The following is a 21657-nucleotide window of genomic DNA, read 5'->3' as shown; positions in this document are numbered from 1 at the left end:
AGAGAAGGACTATGGGAACAGCAACAGGAGGTGGGAAAGCCGTACCTCGGTACGTGCAGATCGCCGACGAGATCGTTGAGCAGATCCGGGCCGGGATCCTCAAGCCCGGCAACATGGTGCCCAGCGAGTCGGAGCTGGTCGAGCGCTACGGAGTTTCGGGCGGCACGATCCGCAAGGCCATGGTGGAGGTGCGCGCGAGTGACCTTGTCGAGACCCGTCAGGGCAAGGGCTCCATGGTCAAGGCGCGGCCCCCGGTACGGCACCGCTCCTCCGACCGCTTCCGGCGCTCGCACCGGCAGGGCGGAAAGGCTGCGTACCTGGCTGAGTCCGAGCAGTCGGGGGCGACCCCGAGCGTCAGCGTCCTCTACATCGGTCCGATGGCGGCCCCGGAGGACATTGCCGAGCGGCTGGACCTTGCGGCCGGCACTCAGGTGCTCGCGCGACGGCGCCTGTACTTCCGTAACGGCACGCCCGTCGAAACCGCTACGTCGTACCTGCCGTGGGATGCCGTGAAGGACATCCCCGAGCTGTTCGCCGAGAACCCCGGCGGGGGAGGGATCTACGCCAGGCTAGAAGAGCACGGGCACGAGTTCGCCGAGTTCGTCGAGACCCTGCAAGCCCGGCTCGCCACCAAGGCCGAGGCCTCCGAACTCGCCCTGAGCCCCGGTGCGTCGGTGGTTCATCTGATCCGTGAGGCCAAGACCACCGAAGGCCGGGTGGTGGAGGTCTGCGACACCCTCATGGCTGCTGACCAGTTCGTTTTCAGCTACCGAATCCCCGCGACCGACTGACGCTCGCTCAACTCTTCACAGCCCGCCGCGACTTCTTCTCCGCGGCGGGTTGACTCATGTACAGGAGTGATGCACTCTTCTTCATGTCACTCATGTATATGAGTGAAGGAGTTCAGGACATCTATAGGAGTGATCTTCTGTGCGTACGATCCCCGTCGACACCTCCAGCGCTTCCGTGATGGTCGCCAAGCCCCCGGCGATCAAGGTCAAGGACCGCCGTACCGGCGAGATCGCCATGGACATCGAGAGCGGCGCGAAGCTCATGACCGTGGACGTGATGTTCGCGGCCAACGATGAGGTGGAGATCCTTTCGGTGACGGTCCCCGAGCCGGGCATCTCCGGCGAGCTGATGATGGGTACGCCCGTCGCCGTCACCGGTCTGATCGCCCGCCCGTGGGAGAACGACTTCAACGGGCAGAAGCGGCACGGCATCGCCTTCCGCGCGGTTGCCGTCACGTCCCTCGCCGCTGGTGGCGAGAATTCCAAGGCGGCCTGACCGTGACCACCTTCCTGGTCACGCTGCTGCTGGTCGTCGTCACCGCAGTGATCCTGCGGTGGCGGCGCCCCGCCTGGTACTGGCTGGCCTTCGGGGTCACCTTCGCCGCGCTGCGGGTCGCGATCCGCTACACCTCGGTCATGGACGCCTGCGGCCTCACCGTCCCGCCCTCGCGCTGGCGTCTCTCGCTCGCCCGTCTCGCCCACCGGCCCGTCCCTGAGTTCCGTGCCCCGCTCATCCTGCGGCTGCGTCCGACTCGCACCGGGTTAGTGATCCGCCTCAAGCTCCGTCCCGGCCAGGACGCTTTCGACGTCTCGGCGGCCACCGACCGGCTTCGGCACTCCTTCGGGATGTACGGCGTCACGTCCCGGGAAGTCCGTTCCGGGGTGGTCGAGTTGCGCATGACCGGCTACGACGTTCTCAAGCGGGTGCAGATGCCCGCCAAGACCGACCAGGCACCGATGCGTATCCCCGTAGCTCTCTGCGAGGACGGTGCCGTGCACTACCGCGACTACCGGGCCGTTCCGCACGGGCTGACCCTGGGTGCCACCGAGTCCGGGAAGTCGGTCTACCAGCGCAACCTGGTCGCCGGCCTCGCGGCTCATGACGTCGCCCTGGTCGGTATCGACTGCAAGCAAGGCGTTGAGCTCTTCCCGCTCGCCCGCCGGTTCTCCGCTCTCGCCGACAACCCGGACACCGCGCTCGCACTGCTCGATGCCCTGGTGGGACACATGGAGGATGTCTACCAACTGATCCGTACCGCCCAGCGCATCACGGTCGACCTCCCCGATGCCGAGATAGCCGCTGACATCTGGGACCTGCCCGAGGACATGCGCCCCACCCCAGTCGTGGTCCTGGTCGACGAGGTCGCTGAGCTCGCTCTCTACGCCACCAAGGACCAGGAGAAGCGTCGGGACCGGATCATCACTGACCTGGTCCGTCTCGCCCAACTCGGCCGTGCCGCAGGGATCTACCTGGAGATCTGCGGACAGCGCTTCGGCTCGGAACTCGGCAAGGGCATCACGATGCTCAGGGCCCAGCTCACCGGCCGGACCGCTCACCGCGTCAACGACGAGTCCAGCGCCAACATGGCCTTCGGCGACATCGCCCCGGACGCGGTCATCGCCGCGATCCAGATCCCCACCGACGTTCCCGGCATCGCCGTATCCGGCGACTCCACCGGCGGATGGACTCGTATCCGTGCGCCGCACACCTCACTGCGCCAGGCCGTGAACATCTGCAACCGGCACGCCGACCGCACCCCGGCCCTGCCCGCGCTCGCGGCCTTCCGGCCCGACGTCGCCCCACTGGCCCCGGCCTCCGTGTCGCTCTCCAAAGCCGCGACAGCCACCGCCTGATCTCCCCGCACTCCGGTCGGCGCGACCTCATCGCGCCAGGTCCTTACCCGCCCCATGCCGAAAGGAGAAGCCCGCGATGGCCCGTCCCACCGTCCGCGTGGACGCCGTACTCGTCCAAGCCGTGATTGCAGGCGCGCTGTCCTTCGCTCACCTTCACGACCTCGCATCCGCCGCCGGACAGGACGGATGGAAGGCGTGGGCCTACCCGATCAGCGTCGACCTGCTCCTGGTCGCCGCCTGGCGCCGACTCCGGAACGACGGGCCCTCCCGGCTCGCCTGGTGCTGGTTCGTGGTCGCGCTCATCGCCTCCCTTGGAGCCAACGTCGCCACAGCGGGGTTCCTCGATCTGCAACACCCGCCGGGCTGGCTGCGCTTCGGCGTCGCCGGGTGGCCCGCGCTCGCCTTCCTCGGCGGCACGCTCCTCGCCCACACCGCGCACGCGGCCGACCCTGTCGACGCCCCTGCGCCCGATGCCCCCGTGCAAGAGCCGGTGCCCGCCGAAGAACCGAGCGCCCCGGCACTCGCACCGGTCGCGGCTCCGGAGAACGAGGACGTTCCCGCGCTCCCCGTCGCCGACCCAGCCCCCAACGTCCCGGCCGCCCTGGTCGACCACGCCCGGAAGGTCGCCGCAGACCACCACGCCCGCACCGGATCCCAGATCGACACCGACACCCTCCGCGCACGCCTCGGCGTCCCGCCCCAGCTCGCCGAGGCCATCGCCGCCCAACTCACCTGACCCGCAAGGAGACCCACATGCCCGCCCGAGATCACTTCCACTCCGTCATGCGGATCGGCCCCGTGCAGATCGGCACCCACCGCGACCGGCACGGCCGCACCAAGCACGCCGCCGTCTGCACCGCCGACCGCTGCGGCTGGTCGTCCGACTTCACCAGCCAGTCCGCCGCCCAGCTCGCCGCCCGCACCCACCGCTGCGACCCCCGCTGAAGGAGGCCACCGTGCACGTCCCTCTCTGGCTCTCCCTGATCGTCGTCGGCTGGCTCGGCCTGAAGCTCATCCGCCCGCCGTGGTGGCTCGTGCTCGTGCTGCTGCTCGGTGGCTACCTCCTCGCCGACAGCCTGCTGGCCCCCGTGATCAACACCGCCGTCAAGTGACCCCCGCAGAAAGGACAACCGCCATGTTCCGTCCGAAGATCCCGGCCAACCCCGCGCCGACCGGCATCGTCGCGGCATCCGTCACCGCCGAGCGGCCCGCCGTGATCCATCACGCCCCGGCCCCGGTACCTACGACTCCGGCTCTGGCCCGTCCCACGGTCCAGCTCACGCCCGGCGCTGTCGTCGCCCTCGTCGGTGGCGGTACGGCCGTGGTCCTGGTCGTCGGTGCCGTACTCGTTTCCATGCTCCTCGCGGTCGCGGTCACCGCCGCCTCGCTCGCCGTGTGCGCGCTGGTCATCCGCTCGCTGATCGCCTCGCAGAACCGCCGCTGACCGGCCTCCGGGCGGCCTCGATACCGCCAAGCATCCGCCGCCCGGAAGCCGTGCCCCTCTCCGAACCACAGATCCGGAAGGAAGCACCATCATGACCGACCGCACCCGCCCACCGGCGCCGGAACGAGCCGTCCGGACCGTCGCCGGAAAGGCGTCCGTGCCTGACGCACTGCGCGACCGGATCACCCTCAACGACCTGCTGAGGGTGGCCTCGGCCCCCGACTTCGATCGCTGGGAAGACCAGATCCGCCGCACCGGCGGCTGCTCCGACCCGATCCACCTGACCGGCTGGACCCGCACCAAGGACAAGATCACCGGCGAGACCCTGCACGAGTACTCCACCGGTACCGAGCCCGGCGGACGCCTCCGCCTCGCCTGCGGCAACCGCCGGGCCTCCCGCTGCCCGTCCTGCGCCTGGACGTACGCCGGAGACACCTACCACCTCATCCGCGCGGGCCTGGCCGGAGACGACCGTCGCGACATCCCCTCCACCGTCCGCGACCACCCCCGCGTCTTCGCCACCCTCACCGCTCCGTCCTTCGGCCCGGTCCACAACCGGCCCGACCGTGGCACCTGCCGCTGCGGCAGCCGGCACCCCGAGAACGCACCGGAACTCGGCACCGCGCTCAACCCCGAGACGTACGACTACGCCGCATCAGTCCTCTTCAACAACCACGCAGGCGACCTCTGGATGCGCTTCACGACCCGCCTCCGCCGCGAGATCGCCGCCCGCGCCGGACTCACCCAAGCCGAACTCAAAGAATCGGCACGGCTCTCGTACGGCAAGGTCGCAGAATTCCAGAAGCGAGGAGCGATCCACTTCCACGCCGTGATGCGCATCGACGGCCCCGACGGACCAGACAGCCCGCCCCCGTCCTGGGCCACCGTCGACCTCCTCACCGACGCGATCCACGCCGCCTCCCAGCACAACTACACGTCCGTATCCGTCCCCGCGGCCGATGACCAGTCAGCCCGTACCTTTCGCTGGGGTGCACAGCTCGATGTCCGCCCCGTCATCGCCTTTGGCGACGGCTCCGACCTCACCGAGCAGGCCGTGGCGTCCTACGTCGCCAAGTACGCCACCAAGGCCGCCGAGAACACCGGCACCCTCGACCGCCGCATCGGGGAACTCTCCGAACTGGACCGCCACGGCGTACCCGACCATGCTCGCCGTCTCATCAACGCATGCAAGACCCTCGATCCGCTCTACCCGGACCGCCGCCTCTGGGCCTGGGCGCACATGCTCGGCTTCCGCGGCCACTTCTCCTCCAAGTCCCGCCGGTACTCCACGACCCTCGGCGAACTCCGCCAAGCCCGCGCCGACTTCCGCTCGGCCCAGGAGCGCCAGGCCCTCGGCCTAGACGACCGCCAACCGGACACCGTGCTCGTCCTGGCCGACTGGCAGTACGCGGGGCACGGCCACAGCCCCGGCGAAACTGCCCTCGCCGCCACCATCGCCCGCGACCTCCAGCTCAACCGCGAGACAGCCCGCGAAGCCCTACGCGATCAACTCCCTCTGGAAGGCAGGGCCGCATGACCACCACCGCGCCTGAACTGTTGACGGTGACCGACGTGATGGGGCGACTCAAGCTCGGCCGCTCCAAGGTCTACGACTTGATGCGCACACACCGACTTGCGTCCATCAAGATCGACGGCGCTCGCCGCGTACCTGCTGACGCCGTGCGCGACTTCATCCAGAACCAGATGGCAGAGGCCGCCTGATGCCCCTGCGTCGGAGCCGCGGTGACGGTGGGCTGCACTGGGACGAGAAGAGACAGCGTTGGATCGCCACGGCGAACCTCGGCTTTGATCCGAGCGGTAAGCGGATCGTCCGGCGGGGGAGTGGCAAGACCAAGACGGAGGCGAAGAACAAGCTCAAGGAGGTGTTGCGGGACTTTGAGGACGGTCTCGCCATCGCGCCCACGAACTACACCGTCGCCGACGCCGTGAATGACTGGCTTGCTTACGGTCTGGCGGGCCGCGATCAGCGCACAGTCGAGAACTGCACCAATCTGAGCCAGAAGCACGTCATCCCTGCGCTCGGCGCCCGGAAGCTGCGCGATCTGAGCGCAGAGGACGTCGACCGCTGGTTAGCGGTCAAGGCCAAGATCCTCAGCACGCGCACGCTTCAAGCCGTCCACTCCTGCCTGAACCGTTCGGTCAAGCGAGCCATGGCCCGGGACAAGGTCAAGCGCAACGTCGTCGAGCTGTGCTCCGTGCCGCAGGGGCAGGCGGGTCGTCCGTCCAAGGCACTCACGTTCGCCCAGGCCGAGTCCGTGCTGAAGGCCGCTGAGGGGACTTCGATGCACACGTACATCGTCGTCGCCTTGCTGACCGGTGCCCGTACCGAGGAACTGCGAGCTCTGTCCTGGGACCACGTGTTCCTGAAGGGGCAGCCGTTTTCCGATCCGCCGCAGCCTCCGCACATCGCGGTGTGGCGCTCGGTCCGTCGTGGCGGAGACACCAAGACTCGGAAGTCGCGGCGCACGCTCGCACTGCCGGCACGTTGCGTCGAGGCCCTCTGGCAGCAGTTCGAAGAGCAGGGCTGGGAGCGGCTCGCCGCTGACGACAGCTGGGAAGAACACGGACTCGTCTTCTCGTCGGCCGTGGGTAAGCCTCTCGACGCGACCAACGTCCGGCGGGCCTTCCGACAGGCGCTCAAGAAGGCCGAAGGGATCGACGCCGACGACTGGACGCCTCGCGAGCTCCGCCACAGCTTCGTGTCCTTGCTCTCGGACCGGGGCATTCCGCTGGAGGAGATCTCCCGCCTCGTCGGCCACTCCGGGACGGCCGTGACCGAAGAGGTCTACCGGAAGCAGATCCGGCCCGTCATCCAGACCGGGGCCATTGCCATGGACGGTATCTTCAGGCGCGATCAGGACCGCTAGTCACGCAGATAGACACGCATCAACGCCAGAGGGCCCTTACCGAATCGGTAAGGGCCCTCTGACCTGCTACTTAGCTGTCGGGGTGGCGGGATTTGAACCCACGACCTCTTCGTCCCGAACGAAGCGCGCTGCCAAGCTGCGCTACACCCCGATTGTCGCTCGCGTGGCGGCGACATCGTTTACTTTAGCCGACCCGGGGCCTGAGACGAAATCCGGTTTCCCCTGGCGGGCGGGCCGGGCCGGATTCCGTCCCGGGGGCGGTTCCTACCGCCTCGCCGTGAGCGTCAGCAGCGTGGCCTCCGGGGCGCACGCGAAGCGCACCGGGGTGTAGCGGTTCGTGCCGCAGCCTGCTGAAACGTGCAGGTAGGAGCGGTTGCCGCCCGACTCGTGGGCCGAGAGGCCCTTGACCCGGGCCGTGTCCAGGTCGCAGTTGGTGACCAGTGCTCCGTAGAACGGGATGCACAGCTGGCCGCCGTGGGTGTGACCCGCGAGGATCAGGGGGTAGCCGTCCGTCGTGAACGCGTCCAGGGTGCGCAGGTACGGCGCGTGCACCACCGCGACCGAGAGGTCTGCGCCCGCTTCCGGGCCGCCCGCCACTTCCGCGTACCTGTCCCGCTTGATGTGCGGGTCGTCCAGACCGGTGAAGGCGATCTCCATGCCGTCCACCTTCAGCCGGCCGCGAGTGTTGGTGAGGTTCACCCAGCCCGCCGCGTCGAAGCCGTCCCGCAGGCCCTCCCATGGGTTGTGCACCACGCCCACCGCCGGCGCCTTGCCGTTGAGGCCGTGCTTGCCCTGCGCCTTCTCGAAGAGGTAGCGGGCCGGGTTACGGAACTTCGGGCCGTAGTAGTCGTTCGACCCGAACACGTACACCCCTGGGAACTCCATCAGCGGCCCCAGCGCGTCCAGGACCTCCGGTACGCCCTCCGGGTCCGAGAGGTTGTCCCCGGTGTTGACCACGAAGTCCGGCCGCAGTCCGGCCAGCGACTGGAGCCAGCGCTGTTTCTTGCGCTGGCCGCCGACCATGTGGATGTCCGAGACCTGGAGTACGCGTACGGGCCGGGCACCCGGCGGCAGCACCGGCACGGTCACCCGCCGGAGGCGGAACGAGCGCGCCTCGAATCCGGCGGCATAGGCGATGCCTGCCGCACCAACGGCCGTGATTCCTGCGGTGACTTTGAGGGGGATCCCATAGCGTGCGCGCATACCTCCATCGTCGCAGACAGCGGGTCACCGCGAAATCCGCGGGCGGCGTGGGGACCGTACCTGCGACACTTGGCCCTATGACCACGCTCAAGTCCAAGCTGCACGCAGAACTCACCGAGGCCATCAGGGCGCGTGACGAGCTGCGCTCCTCGACGCTCCGGCTGACCCTCTCCGCGATCACGAAGGAAGAGGTCTCGGGTACGTCGGCTCGCGAGCTGACCGACGACGAGGTGCTGAAGGTGATCGCCAAGGAGGCGAAGAAGCGCCGCGAGGCGGCCGAGGCCTTCGAGCAGGGCGGCCGTACCGAGAGCGCCGCGCGGGAGAAGGCGGAGGGCGAGCTGCTCGCCACATATCTGCCGAAGCAGCTGAGCGACGACGAGCTGGGCGCCATCGTCACGCAGGCCGTCGACGAGGCGAAGGCCGCGGGGGCCGAGGGGCCGCGTGCCATGGGCGCCGTCATGAAGATCGTGAACCCGAAGGTGGCCGGGCTCGCCGACGGCGGCCGGGTGGCCGCCGAGGTGAAGAAGCGCCTCGCGGGCTGAGCCTGCCTGGCGGTCGGAAAAGTCGCAGAAGGGCGGGGCGCCGGTGGATTCCCACCGGGCGCCCCGCCCTTCTGCGCGCATCGCGTCTGTCGCGCCTTCTGCTGCGTACCGAGTCCGCCGCGCCGGCCCGCTACCCGCTATCTGTGGTGGTGGCCGTTGCCGTTGTTGCCGCCGATGAAGCCCGGCGGGAACGAGATGCCGCCGCCTCCGGGCTGGCCGCCGTTGCCCTGGTCGCCGCCGTTCGTGCTGCCGTCGGTTCCGCCGTTGTCCGTACCGCCGGTGCCCTGGTCGCCGCCGCTCTGGTGGTGGTCGTGGCTCTTGCCGCCGCCCCCCTGCCCGCGCGGGACGTCGACCTTGTTGAAGGAGGGCGTCTCGGAGGGTGACAGCGCGCCGGTCATCGCCGTTTTCCAGATGGGGCCGGGGAGACAGCCACCGCAGACCTCGTCGTAGTAGTGGCCGCCGATGTTGATGTTGGACATCGGGATCTGCCGCGCTCCGTCGCTGCCGACCCAGACCGCCGTGGCCAGGTTGGGCGTGTAGCCGACGAACCACGCGTTCTTGCGCTCGTCGGTGGTACCCGTCTTGCCCGCGTTGTCGCGGTCGTTCAGCCCGGCCTGCTTACCGGTGCCGTCCGCGACCACGCCCTTCAGCATCTGGTTGATGGTGTCGGCCGTGTGCTGGCTCATCGCCGACGCGCAGGTCGACTTCGGCACCGGGAGCTGCTTGCCGCCCGGCGCGGTCACCGACTCGACGGCGATCGGGGAGCAGTACGTCCCGCGGTTGGCGAAGGTGGCGTACACCGAGGCCATCGCCAGCGGGGTCGACTCCTGGCCACCGAGGGTGGTGGAGGGCACCGCCTGGAGTGGCTTGTTGTTGCCGCGGATGTAACCGACCTTGTTGGCCATGTTGATCGTCTCGCAGAGGCCGGTCTTCTGTTCCAGCTTCGCGAAGTACGTGTTGATCGACTTGCCCAGCGCGCTGGTCATGTCGAAGGTGCCCTTCTCCGAGGTGAGCTCGTTCCCCACGGACCAGGCGCTGCTGTCGGCCGGCTGGTTCTGGCAGTTGCGGAAGCTCGAACCGGGCAGCGAGATGTGCGAGCCCGTCGTGAAACTCTGCGCCGGGCTGATGCCCTTCTCCAGTGCGGCGGCCGCGGTGATGGGCTTGAACGTCGAGCCCACCTGGAAGCCCGCGTACGTACCGCCCATCTTGTTGTCGACGGAGAGGTTCAGCACCGTCTCGTGCTTCGAGGGGTCCAGGCCGTAGGGGCGGGACTGGGCCATCGCCAGGATCTTCCCGGTGCCGGGCTGGACCTGCACCACCGCGTCCGCGATCTTGTCGTCCTTGTTGACCCGGGAGGTGGCCGCGGCATTGGAGGACGCCTGGGCCTTGGGGTCCAGGGTGGTCTTGACGGTCAGACCGCCGACCGACCAGAGCTTCTGGCGCTCCTCCTTGGTCTTGCCGAAGGCCGGGTCCGTCAGGAACACCTTGCGGACGTAGTCGCAGAAGAAGCCCGCGCCCTTGACCGCGGTGATGCACCCGCTCTTGGGCTTGGTCACCTTCAGCTTGATCGGCTCGCCCATCGCCTTGTCGGCCTGGGGCTGCGAGATGGCATGGACGTCGGCCATCCGCTGCAGCACGGTGTTGCGCCGCTTGGTGGCCTCCTCCATGTCATTGATCGGGTCGTAGCGGGTCGGCGACTGCACAAGACCGGCCAGCAGCGCGGACTCACCGATCGTCAGGTCTTTCGCGGACTTGGAGAAGTACCGCTGGGACGCCGCCTCGACGCCGTACGCCTGCTCACCGAAGAAGGTGATGTTGAGGTAGTTCTCCAGGATCTTCTTCTTGCCGAGCGACTTCTCGACCTGGATCGCGTACTTGAGCTCGCGGACCTTGCGGCCGAGGCTCTTCTGCTGGGCCTCGGCGACCTTGGTCGGGTCGTCGCCCGCCTCCTCTACGAAGACGTTCTTGACGTACTGCTGGGTGAGGGTCGACGCGCCCTGGGCCGCGCCGCCCTCCTGCGCGTTGCGGTTGAGCGCGCGCGCCACGCCTTTGACGTCGATCGCGCCGTGCTGGTAGAAGCGCGCGTCCTCGATCGCGACGAGCGCCTTCTGCATGTACGGGGAGATGTCCTGGAGTTTGACCACCGTGCGGTCACGCTCGTAGACCGACGCGATCTGGTTGTTGTCGGCGTCCAGAATCGTGGTCCGCTGGCTGAGAGGCGGCGTCTTGAGGCTGGCGGGGATCTCGTCGAATCCGTTGACGGTGCCCTTGGCCGCGAGCCCCAGCGCTCCGGCTGCCGGCAGCGCGATGCCCGCCAGTACAGCTCCGGAGAGCGCGGCGACACCGAGGAATTTGGCGGCCTGCTGGGTCTTGGTGAGACCCCCGCCGGAGCGCTTCTTTGGCATGAGGGCAGCCTACGTTGTGCAGAAGGAGCACTTTCATTCGCCGGACACGCGGACATGCCTTGGCCTAAGCTGCACCTAACTGTCACAGCAGTGCCCTCCCGTATCAAGCCCCCCGGCGCGATGTCCCCCTTCCCGAATAGGGCGAAGGCGCGTCGGAATATGCCCCATGTGTAACCCGGTGTCCGATGTGGCCTGCATGAACGGTCCTGGTTTGCCGGGCTCGTCGGGAATGTCCCCCGCTCACTCCGTTGGGTGATCTGCCGCGTACGCATAGTCCGTTCGGGCCATTCAAGATTGGGCCCGAAGGGGGTGTTGCGCTGTGCCCACCTTCCGTAACGTCCTCAACTGGCAGCGGTGAATATGCCGCTGCCGCCGTGGGGGAGCCTCGAATTCGGGAGAGGACGGCGCCGGGATGGGCTGGGTAACTGACTGGAGTGCGCAGGCAGCCTGCCGCACTACGGATCCGGACGAACTGTTTGTACAAGGGGCAGCGCAGAACAGGGCCAAGGCGGTGTGCACCGGATGCCCGGTGCGTACGGAGTGCCTGGCCGACGCGCTCGACAACCGCGTCGAATTCGGCGTGTGGGGTGGCATGACCGAGCGGGAGCGGCGCGCACTGTTGCGTCGGCGCCCCACCGTCACCTCGTGGCGTCGATTGCTGGAGACCGCGCGCACCGAGTACGAGCGCAGCACGGGCATCCTGCCCGCGATCGTCGTGGACGACGAAGCGTTCGAGGAGACGTACGCCGCTGTGGGATAGGACCCCGTGGGCGGGCCCCTGTGGGCGGATGCCCGTGGGACAAATGCCTGTGGGTGCAGCGCGTCGTGAGACGCCGAGTGCCCCGGGTGTGCAGGGCGGACTCCCAGGGTGGACACCCAGGGTGGACTCGCAGGGTGGTGGACTCAGGCCGGAGTACGACCGGTCGCGAGGCGATCACCGATGGCCCGGAGCCCTGCCAGGTCATGGACGTCGCCGGGCAGCGCGGCCACCTCGGCCACGGCCACCTCGGGGTGGAGCGCCGTGAAACGGTCGCGGGTGCGCCGCTCACGGGCGAGCACCTGCATGCGTTCGGCGTGCAGTCGGAGCAGGCCGACGGTCAGCGCATCGACCGTCGGCTCCGGCATGGGTTCCGCCGGCTCGGACGTGGCTTCTGGTGTGTCGGCCTCCGCGGATGTCTCAGCAGGCTCGTGGGGCGCCTCGGTCGATGGTTCCAGGGATGTCTCTGCGGATGGCGCTGTGGAGGCCGCCGTAAATGTCGCCGTGAATGTCTCAGAGGTTTCAGGAAGCTCCGGGTGCTCCGCGGTTCCGGGCTCGGGGGAGGGGCCCGTGGAGTCACGAACTGCTTCATTCCCGGCCTCCTGATCCACAATGCCGCTGTCGTCAAGATTTTCCGCGGCGGCCAGCGCCCGCTCCGCCGTGAGCCGCGCGGCCCCGCTGCCGTGCACCCTGTTGAGTACGAGACCGGCCAGCGGCATCCCGTCCGCGGCCAGCCGCTCCACGAAGTACGCGGCCTCCCGCAGCGCATCCCGCTCAGGCGCCGCGACCACGAGGAATGCGGTGCCGGGCGCCTGGAGCAGCCGGTACGTGGCGTCGGCGCGGGTGCGGAAGCCGCCGAACATGGTGTCCATCGCCGTGACGAAGGTCTGCACATCGCGCAGGAACTGACCTCCGAGCACCTTGCCGAGGGTGCCGGTCATCATCGACATCCCGACGTTGAGGAACTTCATCCCGGCCCGGCCGCCGACCTTCGCCGGGGCCATCAGCAGCCGGATGAACTTGCCGTCGAGGAACGACCCGAGCCGCTTCGGCGCGTCCAGGAAGTCGAGCGCCGACCGCGACGGAGGGGTGTCCACGACGATCAGGTCCCACTCGTCGCGGGCCCGCAGCTGGCCCAGCTTCTCCATCGCCATGTACTCCTGCGTACCGGCGAAGCCCGCGGAGAGCGACTGGTAGAAGGGGTTGTTGAGGATGGCGCTGGCCCGCTCGCGGTCCGCGTGCGCCTCGACGATCTCGTCGAAGGTCCGCTTCATGTCCAGCATCATGGCGTGCAGTTCACCGTCGCCGGTGGCCTTGATGCCCGCCACCCGGCGCGGGATGTTGTCGAGCGAGTCGATGCCCATGGACTGGGCGAGCCTGCGCGCCGGATCGATGGTCAGCACCACAGCCCGGCGGCCTCGCTCGGCCGCCCGTACGCCCAGCGCGGCCGCGGTCGTGGTCTTGCCCACGCCGCCTGAGCCGCAGCACACGATGATGCGGGTGGCGGGGTCGTCCAGCAGCGGATCGATGTCGAGCAGGGGAACGCTGTCCAGGGTCATGAGGTGGTGTGCCTCCGCAGTTCCGTCGCCAGCTGATAGAGCCCGGCCAGGTCCATTCCGTCGCCGAGCAGCGGGAGTTCGTAGGCGGGCAGCTCCAGGCCCGCCAGTACGGCACGCTGTTCGCGCTCCAGCTCCACCCGTTCCGCGTGGTCGACGGCCTCGGCGAGCAGCGGGGTCACCAGCTTCGCCGCGCCGCTGACGCCCGCGCGGGTCAGCGCCTTGGCCACCTCCTTGCGGCGGTCGCCCGACACGGTCCGTACGGTCTGCTCGTCCAGGAGCGTGGGGCGGACCATGTTCACGATGACGTTGCCCACCGGGAGGTCGGCCGCGCGCAGTTCGGCGATGCCGTCCACGGTCTCCTGCACCGGCATCTCTTCGAGCAGCGTCACCAAGTGCACTGCCGTCTCCGGTGACTTGAGGACGCGCATCACGGCCTGGGCCTGGTTGTGTATGGGCCCGATCTTCGCGAGACCGGCCACCTCGTCGTTGACGTTGAGGAAGCGGGTGATGCGGCCCGTCGGCGGCGCGTCCATGATGATGTGGTCGTAGGCGAAACGCCCCTGCTTGTTCTTGCGGCGTACGGCCTCGCACGCCTTGCCGGTGAGGAGCACGTCCCGGACGCCGGGCGCGATGGTCGTGGCGAAGTCGATCGCGCCGAGTTTCTTCAGGGCCCGGCCCGCGCTGCCCAGCTTGTAGAACATCTGGAGGTAGTCGAGCAGGGCGCGTTCGGCGTCGATCGCGAGGGCGTACACCTCCCCGCCACCGGGTGCCACGGCGATCTTCCGTTCCTCGTACGGGAACGCCTCCGTCTCGAAGAGCTGGGCGATGCCCTGCCGGCCCTCCACCTCGACGAGCAGAGTGCGCTTGCCCTCCGTCGCGAGGGCAAGCGCCAGCGCGGCGGCGACCGTGGTCTTTCCGGTCCCGCCCTTGCCACTCACGACCTGAAGCCTGCTCACGTATTCGAGCCTAACCAGTCGGGCACGGTGGTACGCCCGAGGCTGTCGGTGACAGCGGCTACAGTCGCCGTATGGCCAAATGGGAATACGCGACTGTGCCGCTGCTGGTGCACGCGACGAAGCAGATTCTGGACACCTGGGGCGAGGACGGCTGGGAGCTCGTCCAGGTCGTGCCCGGACCGAACAACCCCGAGCAGCTCGTGGCGTACCTCAAGCGGGAGAAGTCCGCATGAGCGGGGCCGTCGAAGCCCGCCTGACCGAGCTGGGGCTGACGCTTCCGGATGTGGTACCGCCGCTGGCCGCGTACCAGCCGGCCGTGCAGTCCGGTGTGTACGTGTACACGGCGGGCCAGCTGCCGATGGTGGAGGGCAAGCTTCCGCTGGTCGGGAAGGTCGGCGCGGAGGTCACCGCCGAGGACGCGAGGGATCTGGCTCGTACGTGCGCGCTGAACGCGCTGGCGGCCGTGAAGTCGGTCGCCGGTGATCTGGACCGTATCGAGCGGGTCGTGAAGGTCGTGGGATTCGTGGCGTCGGCCCCGGACTTCACCGGTCAGCCGGGCGTGCTCAACGGTGCCAGCGAGCTGCTGGGCGCGGTCCTGGGCGACCGCGGTGTCCATGCGCGCAGCGCGGTGGGCGTCGCGGTGCTGCCGCTGGACGCACCGGTCGAGGTGGAGATCCAGGTCGAGCTGAAGGCTTGAGGGGCTGAGGCCCGACGGGGTGAGCGGCGGCTGACGGTCTGACGGTTCGGCTCGGGGCTTGTGGACGCGCGGGCTTGTGGGCTTAGGGGCGTGCGGGCGGGCTTGCGGGCGAACCCGCCCACCCCCTCGAACATCGGCGCGAGAGCGGTTAGCCTCCGGCCATGTCCCAAGGTCAGTGGTACCCGCCGGAATGGCCCGACCGTATCCGCGCCCTGGCGGCCGGCGAGCTCACCGCCGTCGCTCCGCGCAGAGCCGCGACCGTCATGCTGCTGCGCGACACCGCGGCCGGTCCCACCGTCCACATGCTGCGCAGACGCGCCTCCATGGCCTTCGCCGGAGGCGCGTACGCGTATCCGGGTGGCGGTGTCGACCCTCGCGACGACGACCGTCCGGTCGGCTGGGCGGGTCCGCCGCGCGACGTATGGGCCGCGCGGCTCGGCGTCGACGCGACATCCGCCCAGGCCATCGTCTGCGCCGCGGTCCGGGAGACGTACGAGGAGGCAGGGGTACTGCTCGCGGGTGAGACCGCGTCCACCGTCGTCGGTGACCTCTCGGGCGACGACTGGGAGGCGGACCGCGCCGCGCTCGTCGGCCGCGATCTCTCCTTCGCCGACTTCCTGGACCGGCGGGGGCTCGTCCTCCGCTCCGACCTGCTGGGCGCGTGGGCCCGCTGGATCACCCCGGAGTTCGAACCGAAGCGGTATGACACCTGGTTCTTCGTGGCCGCGCTGCCCGACGGTCAGCGGACCCGCAACGCCTCGACCGAGGCGGACCACACGGTCTGGGTACGGCCCGAGGAGGCGGCCACCGGGTACGACAAGGGGGAGCTGCTGATGATGCCCCCGACGATCTCGACGCTCCGCTCGCTCCAGCCGTACGCGACGGTGGCCGACACCCTGGCGGGCGCGGCCGCGCGGGAGCTCACCCCGGTGCTGGCGCGGGCCCGGCTGGAGGCCGGTGAGCTGGTGCTGAGCTGGCCGGGTCATGATGAGTTCACCCGGCGGCTTCCGGCGACCGGGACGCCGGAATGACCGGCCTGGCCCCCGAAATGACAGCCCGGGCGACGGCCGGAACGACAGCCGGAGCGAAGATCCGAGTGATGGCCGGAACGACAGCCGGAGCGAAGATCCGAGTGATGGCCGGAGTGGCGGCCCCAGTGACGGCCCGGACGACAGGAGACCCCGCGTGAGTGATGCCGCAGCCCTCCCCGGTCAGCCCAGGGGCGGGGTCCTGTCCGGGCCCGCCACCGCACGGGCGGTCAATGTCCTGGCGCCGAACGCCTCCGCGATGACGCTCGACGGCACCAACACCTGGATCATCGCCGAGCCCGACTCCGACCTGGCCGTCGTCATCGACCCGGGACCGCTCGACGAAAGCCATCTGAAGGCCGTCGTCGCGACGGCGGCGGGCGCGGGCAAGCGCGTCGCGCTGACGCTCCTGACGCACGGCCACCCGGACCACGCGGAGGGCGCTGCGCGGTTCGCCGAGCTGACGCGTACGTCCGTACGGGCACTGGACCCCGCGCTGCGCCTCGGTGACGAGGGACTCGGCGCGGGGGACGTCATCACCACCGGCGGCCTGGAGCTGCGGGTCGTACCGGCGCCGGGCCATACCGCGGACTCGCTCTGCTTCCATCTGCCGGCCGACCGGGCGGTGCTGACGGGCGACACGGTTCTGGGCCGCGGCACGACGGTGGTCGCGCATCCGGACGGCAGGCTCGGCGACTACCTGGACTCGCTGCGGCGGCTGCGCTCGCTGACGGTGGACGACGGGGTGCGGACGGTGCTTCCGGGGCACGGGCCGGTACTGGAGGACGCGCAGGGGGCCGTCGACTTCTACCTCGCGCACCGCGCCCACCGGCTCGCCCAGGTGGAGACGGCCGCCGAGAACGGCTTCACGACGGCTTCGGAGGTCGTCGCGCAGGTGTACGCGGACGTTGACCGGTCGCTCTGGCCCGCGGCCGAGCTGTCGGTGCGGGCGCAGCTGGAGTATCTGCGGGAGCACGGGCTGATCTGAGCGGGTGGTCCGAGGCCGGCTGACGTACGTGAAGGGACGCCCCACTCGCGGTGGGGCGCCCCTTCACGTACGTACAGGCAGGCAGGAACGGGCGCCCGGCTAGCGGGACCGCTTCGCGAGGCGTTCCACGTCCAGCAGGATCACCGCACGGGCCTCCAGCCGCAGCCAGCCGCGGCCCGCGAAGTCCGCGAGGGCCTTGTTGACCGTCTCACGGGAGGCGCCGACCAGCTGGGCCAGCTCTTCCTGGGTGAGGTCGTGGACCACGTGGATGCCCTCCTCCGACTGCACACCGAAGCGGCGCGAGAGGTCGAGGAGCGCGCGGGCGACCCGGCCGGGGACGTCCGAGAAGACCAGGTCGGACATCTGGTCGTTGGTCTTGCGCAGGCGGCGGGCGACCGCGCGCAGCAGCGCGGTGGCCACCTCGGGGCGGACATTCAGCCAGGGCTGGAGGTCGCCGTGGCCCAGGCCGAGCAGCTTGACCTCGGTCAGCGCCGACGCCGTGGCGGTACGCGGGCCCGGGTCGAAGAGGGACAGCTCGCCGATCAGCTCGCCGGGGCCGAGGACCGCCAGCATGTTCTCGCGGCCGTCGGGGGAAGTGCGGTGCAGCTTCACCTTGCCCTCGGTGACCACATAGAGGCGGTCGCCGGGGTCGCCCTCGTGGAAGAGGGCGTCGCCACGGGCGAGCGTCACCTCACTCATCGAGGCGCGCAGCTCAGCGGCCTGCTCATCATCGAGCGCCGCGAAGAGCGGGGCGCGCCGCAGAACGTCGTCCACGAGTTCTCTCCTTGTCGACCTGCTCAGGGAACCGGCTGGTTCCCATCATGCCGGACGGGTCAATCAGTGTGATCAGTCACAAGTTTGACGCACCGGCGCTGCGCCTTGTGCGGGAGGGGGCCGATTGGGTTGGGAATTGGCTGTGACCGGGGCGGATGTCGGTGCCTGGCTCTAGGCTGGCCGGGTGTCCAAAACGCCGGTGAGAGCAGAGGGGCAGGGGGCTGAACGGGTGTCGCCGAGCCGTAATTCTGCTGTGGGCGAACAGTCGCCCAGCCGGGCGAAAAAGGCCGCAAACGTGACGAAACCGGTGAACCGGTGAAGGGGGCCGAGATGGCAGAGGCGGCTGGACCGGCGGAGGAAGCCGCGAAGCAGGTTGCGAGAACGGCCGCGAAGAAGGCTGCGCCAGCGAAAAGGACGGCGCCAGTGAAAAAGACGTCGGCGGTGACGAAGGCCGCGGCGGTGAAGAAGCCTGCGCCCGCCAAGAAGGCTGCGGCCGTGACGAAGCCTGCGCCCGAGGCTGCGCCAGCGAAGAAGGCTGCGCCCGCCAAGAAGGCTGCGGCGGTGAAGAAAGCTGCGCCCGCCAAGAAGGCCAAGGCCGCGGCCGCCAAGAAGGCCGGGCCCGCGCCGGAGGCTGTCAGGATTCCCAGGTCCGAGTCCCACGCCGCCCTGGTCCGCCGGGCGCGCCGGATCAACAGTGAGCTGGCCGAGGTCTACCCGTACGCCCATCCCGAGCTCGACTTCGAGAACCCCTTCGAGCTGCTGATCGCGACGGTCCTCTCCGCCCAGACCACCGACCTCCGGGTCAACCAGACGACGCCCGCGCTCTTCGCGAAGTTCCCGACGCCGGAGGACATGGCGGCGGCGGACCCCGAGGAGCTTGAGCAGATCCTGCGGCCGACCGGGTTCTTCCGGGCGAAGGCGCGGTCGGTCCTGGGGCTGTCCACCGCCATCAGGGACAACTTCGGGGGCGAGGTGCCGGGCCGGCTCGATGACCTGGTGTCGCTGCCCGGAGTCGGGCGGAAAACGGCAAATGTCGTACTTGGTAATGCTTTCGGAGTCCCTGGAATTACCGTGGACACCCATTTCGGGCGGCTGGTGCGCCGCTGGAAGTGGACCGAGCAGCAGGACCCGGAGAAGGTCGAGGCGGAGATCTGCGCGCTCTTCCCCAAGAGCGACTGGACGATGCTCTCGCACCGGGTTGTCTTCCACGGCCGCCGGATCTGCCACGCCCGTAAACCGGCCTGCGGCGCCTGCCCGATCGCCCCGCTCTGTCCTTCGTACGGTGAGGGCGAGACGGACCCGGAGAAGGCGCGGAAGCTGCTGAAGTACGAGAAGGGCGGGCAGCCCGGCCAGCGGCTGAAGCCCCCGGCGGACTATCCCGGGCAGCCGGCCCCGCCGTTGGCGGCCGGGTGACGGCGGCCCGCACCGGCCCGCAGGGCCGAGCCCGTACCGGCCCGCAGGGCCAGGACCACCCCGCCGTCCGCGTGCGGGACAGCACCCGAAGTGCGGAACCACCCGTTGGTGCGGAACGATCAGGCCGGCCGCAGGCGTTGGAAGGGGCGGGGGTGCCGATGACGCGCGCTGGAGAGACACACACGGACCGGACTCAGGAGAGTCCGGTCACCGTGACGCAGTCCGGGCTGCCCGGATGGCTGGCGCCCGTGGCGCGCGCGGCCGATACGGTGCGCCCCGAGCAGCTCAGCCGGTTCCTGCCGCCAGAGAGCGGCAGCGGACGGCAGTCCGCCGTGCTGATCCTCTTCGGCGAGGGCCCGGCCGGGCCCGAGCTGCTGCTGATGGAGCGGGCCTCCAGCCTGCGCTCCCACGCGGGACAGCCCTCCTTCCCCGGCGGCTCCCTCGACCCCGGTGACGGAGATCCGCAGACCACCGGTCCGCTGCGGGCGGCGCTGCGGGAGGCCCAGGAGGAGACCGGCCTCGAACCCTCGGGCGTGCAGCTCTTCGGTGTGCTGCCCCGGCTCTACATCCCGGTGAGCGGCTTCGTCGTGACGCCGGTGCTCGGCTGGTGGCGCGAGCCCACTCCCGTACGGGCCGTGGACAGCGGTGAGACGGCCCGGGTCTTCACGGTTCCCGTGGCGGATCTCACGGATCCCGCCAACCGGGTGACGACTGTCCACCCGCGCGGTCACCAGGGCCCCGCTTTTCTGGTCGAATCCGCCCTGGTCTGGGGTTTCACGGCCGGAGTGATCGACCGGATTCTGCACTTCGCGGGCTGGGAACGCCCATGGGACCGCTCCAGACAGGTCCCGCTCGACTGGCGCGCATGACAGGGTGGCCGACGTACTGGGCCACTCGGGCGACGCCGCGAACCAATGCGGCTCCCCGACGGGCCGCACCACTGGCCGGCGGACCGTGCCCGGCGACGAAAAGCGAGGCTCCCGACGGTGAACGTGCTGGACATCCTGCTGCTGCTGGCCGCTGTGTGGTTCGCGGTCATCGGCTACCGCCAGGGTTTCGTCGTCGGCATCCTGTCGGTGATCGGCTTCCTCGGGGGCGGCATCGTCGCCGTCTACGTACTGCCCATCATCTGGGACGAGCTCACGGAGAAGTCCGAAGTCTCCACGACGGCCACAGTCGTGGCGGTCATCATCGTGATCGTGTGCGCCTCGGTAGGCCAGGCCCTCACCACTCACCTGGGCAACAAACTGCGCCGCTTCATCACCTGGTCACCCGCGCGCGCCCTCGATGCCACCGGCGGCGCCCTGGTGAACGTGGTGGCCATGCTGCTGGTCGCCTGGCTGATCGGATCCGCACTGGCCGGTACGACGCTGCCCACCCTCGGCAAGGAGGTCCGCACCTCCAAGGTGCTCATCGGGGTCTCCCGCGTGGTGCCGTCCCAGGCCGGCACCTGGTTCACGGACTTCACATCCGTCCTCGCGCAGAACGGCTTCCCCCAGGTCTTCAGCCCGTTCGCCAATGAACCGATCAACAACGTCAAGGCGCCCGACCCGGCGCTGGCCAGCAGTCCCGTCGTGACGAGCGTCAGGAAGTCCATCGTCAAGGTCGTGGGCACGGCGACCGGGTGCAGCAAGGTCCTGGAGGGTTCCGGTTTCGTCTTCGGTGACCACAGGGTGATGACCAACGCCCACGTCGTCGGCGGCGTCAGCGAACCGACCGTGCAGATCGGCGGCGAGGGCAAGCTGTACGACGCGAAGGTCGTGCTCTACGACTGGTCGCGCGACATCGCCGTCCTGGACGTGCCTGCCTTGCACGCGCCCGCGCTGAAGTTCACCGACACCCACCATGGCGCCCACAGCAACGACAGCGCGATCGTCGCCGGCTTCCCCGAGAACGGCGGGTACGACGTCCGCTCCGCCCGCGTCCGCGCCCGCATCAACGCCAGCGGCCCGGACATCTACCACCGCGGGACGGTCACCCGCGACGTCTACTCCCTCTACACGACCGTCCGCCAGGGCAACTCCGGCGGCCCCCTGCTGACCCCCAACGGCAAGGTGTACGGGGTGGTCTTCGCCAAATCGCTCGACGACAGCAAGACCGGGTACGCGCTCTCGGCCGACGAGATCCGCCAGGACATCGCCAAGGGCCGCACCGCGAGCCAGCAGGTGGACACCCAGGGGTGCGCGTTGTGACGAGAGCCGGGGGGCCGGATGCGGGGCTGGACACGGACCAGGACACGGGCCGGTCATGTGGCCGGCTGGGTACGGCGCCGTACCCAGGGCCGCCGTACCCATGGCCGTACCCAGAGCCGCACACAGCGACGTACACAGCGGGAAAGGCGTACACGGTGAGGACGGC

General features: G+C 69.4%; 24 protein-coding genes and 1 tRNA gene. 19 read left to right on the top strand and 6 right to left on the bottom strand.

What is annotated here, in order from left to right; all coding sequences use genetic code 11:
• Positions 1 to 11: 11 nt before the first annotated feature.
• The 10 genes from OG452_RS15535 (at position 12) to OG452_RS15490 (ending at position 6977) form a co-directional block, all read left to right on the top strand.
• Entirely contained in the window at positions 12 to 791 is a 780-nt protein-coding gene (locus tag OG452_RS15535) for a GntR family transcriptional regulator (RefSeq protein ID WP_327296190.1), read from the top strand.
• Positions 792 to 930: 139 nt separating this feature from the next.
• Positions 931 to 1287, top strand: a complete 357-nt coding sequence (locus OG452_RS15530; protein ID WP_327296189.1) for an SCO3933 family regulatory protein — start codon at positions 931 to 933, stop codon at positions 1285 to 1287.
• Between the two features lie 2 nt (positions 1288 to 1289).
• The gene (locus OG452_RS15525; RefSeq protein ID WP_327296188.1) at positions 1290 to 2645 is read left to right on the top strand and encodes an FtsK/SpoIIIE domain-containing protein; all 1356 of its coding nucleotides are present in this window, start codon (positions 1290 to 1292) and stop codon (positions 2643 to 2645) included.
• Positions 2646 to 2721: 76 nt separating this feature from the next.
• Positions 2722 to 3381 (top strand): DUF2637 domain-containing protein, encoded by a 660-nt coding sequence (locus tag OG452_RS15520; protein WP_327296187.1) that lies wholly within the window; start codon positions 2722 to 2724, stop codon positions 3379 to 3381.
• A 17-nt stretch (positions 3382 to 3398) separates the two neighbouring features.
• Positions 3399 to 3590 carry a mobile element transfer protein gene (locus tag OG452_RS15515; protein WP_327296186.1) on the top strand — a complete coding sequence of 64 codons (192 nt, stop codon included), beginning with the start codon at positions 3399 to 3401 and terminating at the stop codon, positions 3588 to 3590.
• A gap of 11 nt (positions 3591 to 3601) precedes the next feature.
• The gene (locus tag OG452_RS15510; protein WP_327296185.1) at positions 3602 to 3757 is read left to right on the top strand and encodes a hypothetical protein; all 156 of its coding nucleotides are present in this window, start codon (positions 3602 to 3604) and stop codon (positions 3755 to 3757) included.
• 23 nt (positions 3758 to 3780) lie between these two features.
• Positions 3781 to 4089: a SpdD-like protein gene (locus OG452_RS15505; protein ID WP_327296184.1), complete on the top strand. Its 309-nt coding sequence runs from the start codon at positions 3781 to 3783 to the stop codon at positions 4087 to 4089.
• A 91-nt stretch (positions 4090 to 4180) separates the two neighbouring features.
• Positions 4181 to 5626, top strand: coding sequence for a replication initiator protein RepSA (gene repSA / locus OG452_RS15500; protein WP_442810021.1), 1446 nt, complete (start codon positions 4181 to 4183; stop codon positions 5624 to 5626).
• The gene (locus OG452_RS15495) at positions 5623 to 5811 is read left to right on the top strand and encodes a helix-turn-helix domain-containing protein (protein WP_327296183.1); all 189 of its coding nucleotides are present in this window, start codon (positions 5623 to 5625) and stop codon (positions 5809 to 5811) included. The genes repSA and OG452_RS15495 overlap by 4 nt, the downstream gene beginning before the upstream one ends.
• A complete protein-coding gene (locus OG452_RS15490; RefSeq protein ID WP_327296182.1) occupies positions 5811 to 6977 on the top strand; it encodes a site-specific integrase in 1167 nt (388 codons plus the stop codon). Before OG452_RS15495 ends, OG452_RS15490 begins: the two co-directional genes overlap by 1 nt.
• 77 nt (positions 6978 to 7054) lie before the next feature.
• Here the strand turns inward: OG452_RS15490 and OG452_RS15485 are convergent.
• Together OG452_RS15485 and OG452_RS15480 are read right to left on the bottom strand one after the other, a co-directional pair.
• Positions 7055 to 7128: transfer RNA gene (locus OG452_RS15485), tRNA-Pro, on the bottom strand.
• Between the two features lie 113 nt (positions 7129 to 7241).
• Positions 7242 to 8180, bottom strand: coding sequence for a metallophosphoesterase (locus OG452_RS15480; protein WP_327296181.1), 939 nt, complete (start codon positions 8178 to 8180; stop codon positions 7242 to 7244).
• A 77-nt stretch (positions 8181 to 8257) separates the two neighbouring features.
• On the opposite strand from OG452_RS15480, the gene OG452_RS15475 reads away from it, so the two are divergent.
• On the top strand, positions 8258 to 8722 hold the full coding sequence (locus OG452_RS15475; RefSeq protein ID WP_327296180.1) for a GatB/YqeY domain-containing protein: 465 nt from the start codon (positions 8258 to 8260) through the stop codon (positions 8720 to 8722).
• A 137-nt stretch (positions 8723 to 8859) separates the two neighbouring features.
• Here OG452_RS15475 and OG452_RS15470 read toward each other — a convergent pair whose 3' ends face one another.
• The gene (locus OG452_RS15470; protein ID WP_327296179.1) at positions 8860 to 11127 is read right to left on the bottom strand and encodes a transglycosylase domain-containing protein; all 2268 of its coding nucleotides are present in this window, start codon (positions 11125 to 11127) and stop codon (positions 8860 to 8862) included.
• Positions 11128 to 11539: 412 nt separating this feature from the next.
• Here OG452_RS15470 and OG452_RS15465 point away from each other — a divergent pair, with 412 nt between their 5' ends.
• Positions 11540 to 11887: a WhiB family transcriptional regulator gene (locus OG452_RS15465; protein WP_327296178.1), complete on the top strand. Its 348-nt coding sequence runs from the start codon at positions 11540 to 11542 to the stop codon at positions 11885 to 11887.
• A gap of 143 nt (positions 11888 to 12030) precedes the next feature.
• On the opposite strand, the gene OG452_RS15460 is transcribed toward OG452_RS15465, so the two are convergent.
• Complete coding sequence (locus OG452_RS15460) at positions 12031 to 13443, bottom strand: ArsA-related P-loop ATPase (protein ID WP_327296177.1); 1413 nt, start codon at positions 13441 to 13443, stop codon at positions 12031 to 12033.
• A complete protein-coding gene (locus tag OG452_RS15455; protein ID WP_327296176.1) occupies positions 13440 to 14399 on the bottom strand; it encodes an ArsA family ATPase in 960 nt (319 codons plus the stop codon). Before OG452_RS15455 ends, OG452_RS15460 begins: the two co-directional genes overlap by 4 nt.
• A 71-nt stretch (positions 14400 to 14470) precedes the next feature.
• On the opposite strand from OG452_RS15455, the gene OG452_RS15450 reads away from it, so the two are divergent.
• The 4 genes from OG452_RS15450 to OG452_RS15435 all read left to right on the top strand — a co-directional run bounded on the left by OG452_RS15450 (position 14471) and on the right by OG452_RS15435 (position 17112).
• Positions 14471 to 14632 (top strand): DUF4177 domain-containing protein, encoded by a 162-nt coding sequence (locus tag OG452_RS15450; RefSeq protein WP_164258849.1) that lies wholly within the window; start codon positions 14471 to 14473, stop codon positions 14630 to 14632.
• On the top strand, positions 14629 to 15096 hold the full coding sequence (locus OG452_RS15445; RefSeq protein WP_327296175.1) for a RidA family protein: 468 nt from the start codon (positions 14629 to 14631) through the stop codon (positions 15094 to 15096). The genes OG452_RS15450 and OG452_RS15445 overlap by 4 nt, the downstream gene beginning before the upstream one ends.
• 161 nt (positions 15097 to 15257) lie before the next feature.
• Positions 15258 to 16127 (top strand): NUDIX hydrolase, encoded by an 870-nt coding sequence (locus OG452_RS15440; RefSeq protein ID WP_327296174.1) that lies wholly within the window; start codon positions 15258 to 15260, stop codon positions 16125 to 16127.
• A gap of 154 nt (positions 16128 to 16281) precedes the next feature.
• A complete protein-coding gene (locus OG452_RS15435; protein ID WP_327296173.1) occupies positions 16282 to 17112 on the top strand; it encodes an MBL fold metallo-hydrolase in 831 nt (276 codons plus the stop codon).
• A 99-nt stretch (positions 17113 to 17211) separates the two neighbouring features.
• Here OG452_RS15435 and OG452_RS15430 read toward each other — a convergent pair whose 3' ends face one another.
• Positions 17212 to 17886, bottom strand: coding sequence for a Crp/Fnr family transcriptional regulator (locus OG452_RS15430; RefSeq protein WP_164258843.1), 675 nt, complete (start codon positions 17884 to 17886; stop codon positions 17212 to 17214).
• 330 nt (positions 17887 to 18216) lie between these two features.
• Here OG452_RS15430 and nth point away from each other — a divergent pair, with 330 nt between their 5' ends.
• The 3 genes from nth (at position 18217) to OG452_RS15415 (ending at position 21491) form a co-directional block, all read left to right on the top strand.
• Positions 18217 to 19299, top strand: coding sequence for an endonuclease III (nth, locus tag OG452_RS15425; RefSeq protein WP_327296172.1), 1083 nt, complete (start codon positions 18217 to 18219; stop codon positions 19297 to 19299).
• Between the two features lie 158 nt (positions 19300 to 19457).
• A complete protein-coding gene (locus OG452_RS15420) occupies positions 19458 to 20168 on the top strand; it encodes an NUDIX hydrolase (protein ID WP_327296171.1) in 711 nt (236 codons plus the stop codon).
• A gap of 117 nt (positions 20169 to 20285) precedes the next feature.
• Positions 20286 to 21491 (top strand): MarP family serine protease, encoded by a 1206-nt coding sequence (locus OG452_RS15415; RefSeq protein ID WP_327296170.1) that lies wholly within the window; start codon positions 20286 to 20288, stop codon positions 21489 to 21491.
• Positions 21492 to 21657 lie beyond the last annotated feature (166 nt).

Origin of the sequence: Streptomyces sp. NBC_01197 (assembly GCF_036010505.1) — a bacterium.
Classification (GTDB): domain Bacteria; phylum Actinomycetota; class Actinomycetes; order Streptomycetales; family Streptomycetaceae; genus Streptomyces.
This window is presented reverse-complemented; position numbering and strand designations above follow the sequence as displayed.

Excerpts from the sequence above, each read along its gene's own strand:
- OG452_RS15440 (WP_327296174.1), top strand. The coding sequence starts at position 15,258 with ATGTCCCAAGGTCAGTGGTACCCGCCGGAATGGCCCGACCGTATCCGC.
- OG452_RS15495 (WP_327296183.1), top strand. The coding sequence starts at position 5,623 with ATGACCACCACCGCGCCTGAACTGTTGACGGTGACCGACGTGATGGGG.
- OG452_RS15450 (WP_164258849.1), top strand. The coding sequence starts at position 14,471 with ATGGCCAAATGGGAATACGCGACTGTGCCGCTGCTGGTGCACGCGACG.
- OG452_RS15420 (WP_327296171.1), top strand. The coding sequence starts at position 19,458 with ATGACGCGCGCTGGAGAGACACACACGGACCGGACTCAGGAGAGTCCG.
- OG452_RS15535 (WP_327296190.1), top strand. The coding sequence starts at position 12 with ATGGGAACAGCAACAGGAGGTGGGAAAGCCGTACCTCGGTACGTGCAG.
- OG452_RS15470 (WP_327296179.1), bottom strand. The coding sequence starts at position 11,127 with ATGCCAAAGAAGCGCTCCGGCGGGGGTCTCACCAAGACCCAGCAGGCC.
- OG452_RS15445 (WP_327296175.1), top strand. The coding sequence starts at position 14,629 with ATGAGCGGGGCCGTCGAAGCCCGCCTGACCGAGCTGGGGCTGACGCTT.
- OG452_RS15460 (WP_327296177.1), bottom strand. The coding sequence starts at position 13,443 with ATGACCCTGGACAGCGTTCCCCTGCTCGACATCGATCCGCTGCTGGAC.
- nth (WP_327296172.1), top strand. The coding sequence starts at position 18,217 with ATGGCAGAGGCGGCTGGACCGGCGGAGGAAGCCGCGAAGCAGGTTGCG.
- OG452_RS15490 (WP_327296182.1), top strand. The coding sequence starts at position 5,811 with ATGCCCCTGCGTCGGAGCCGCGGTGACGGTGGGCTGCACTGGGACGAG.
- OG452_RS15520 (WP_327296187.1), top strand. The coding sequence starts at position 2,722 with ATGGCCCGTCCCACCGTCCGCGTGGACGCCGTACTCGTCCAAGCCGTG.
- OG452_RS15515 (WP_327296186.1), top strand. The coding sequence starts at position 3,399 with ATGCCCGCCCGAGATCACTTCCACTCCGTCATGCGGATCGGCCCCGTG.
- OG452_RS15475 (WP_327296180.1), top strand. The coding sequence starts at position 8,258 with ATGACCACGCTCAAGTCCAAGCTGCACGCAGAACTCACCGAGGCCATC.
- repSA (WP_442810021.1), top strand. The coding sequence starts at position 4,181 with ATGACCGACCGCACCCGCCCACCGGCGCCGGAACGAGCCGTCCGGACC.
- OG452_RS15465 (WP_327296178.1), top strand. The coding sequence starts at position 11,540 with ATGGGCTGGGTAACTGACTGGAGTGCGCAGGCAGCCTGCCGCACTACG.
- OG452_RS15480 (WP_327296181.1), bottom strand. The coding sequence starts at position 8,180 with ATGCGCGCACGCTATGGGATCCCCCTCAAAGTCACCGCAGGAATCACG.
- OG452_RS15505 (WP_327296184.1), top strand. The coding sequence starts at position 3,781 with ATGTTCCGTCCGAAGATCCCGGCCAACCCCGCGCCGACCGGCATCGTC.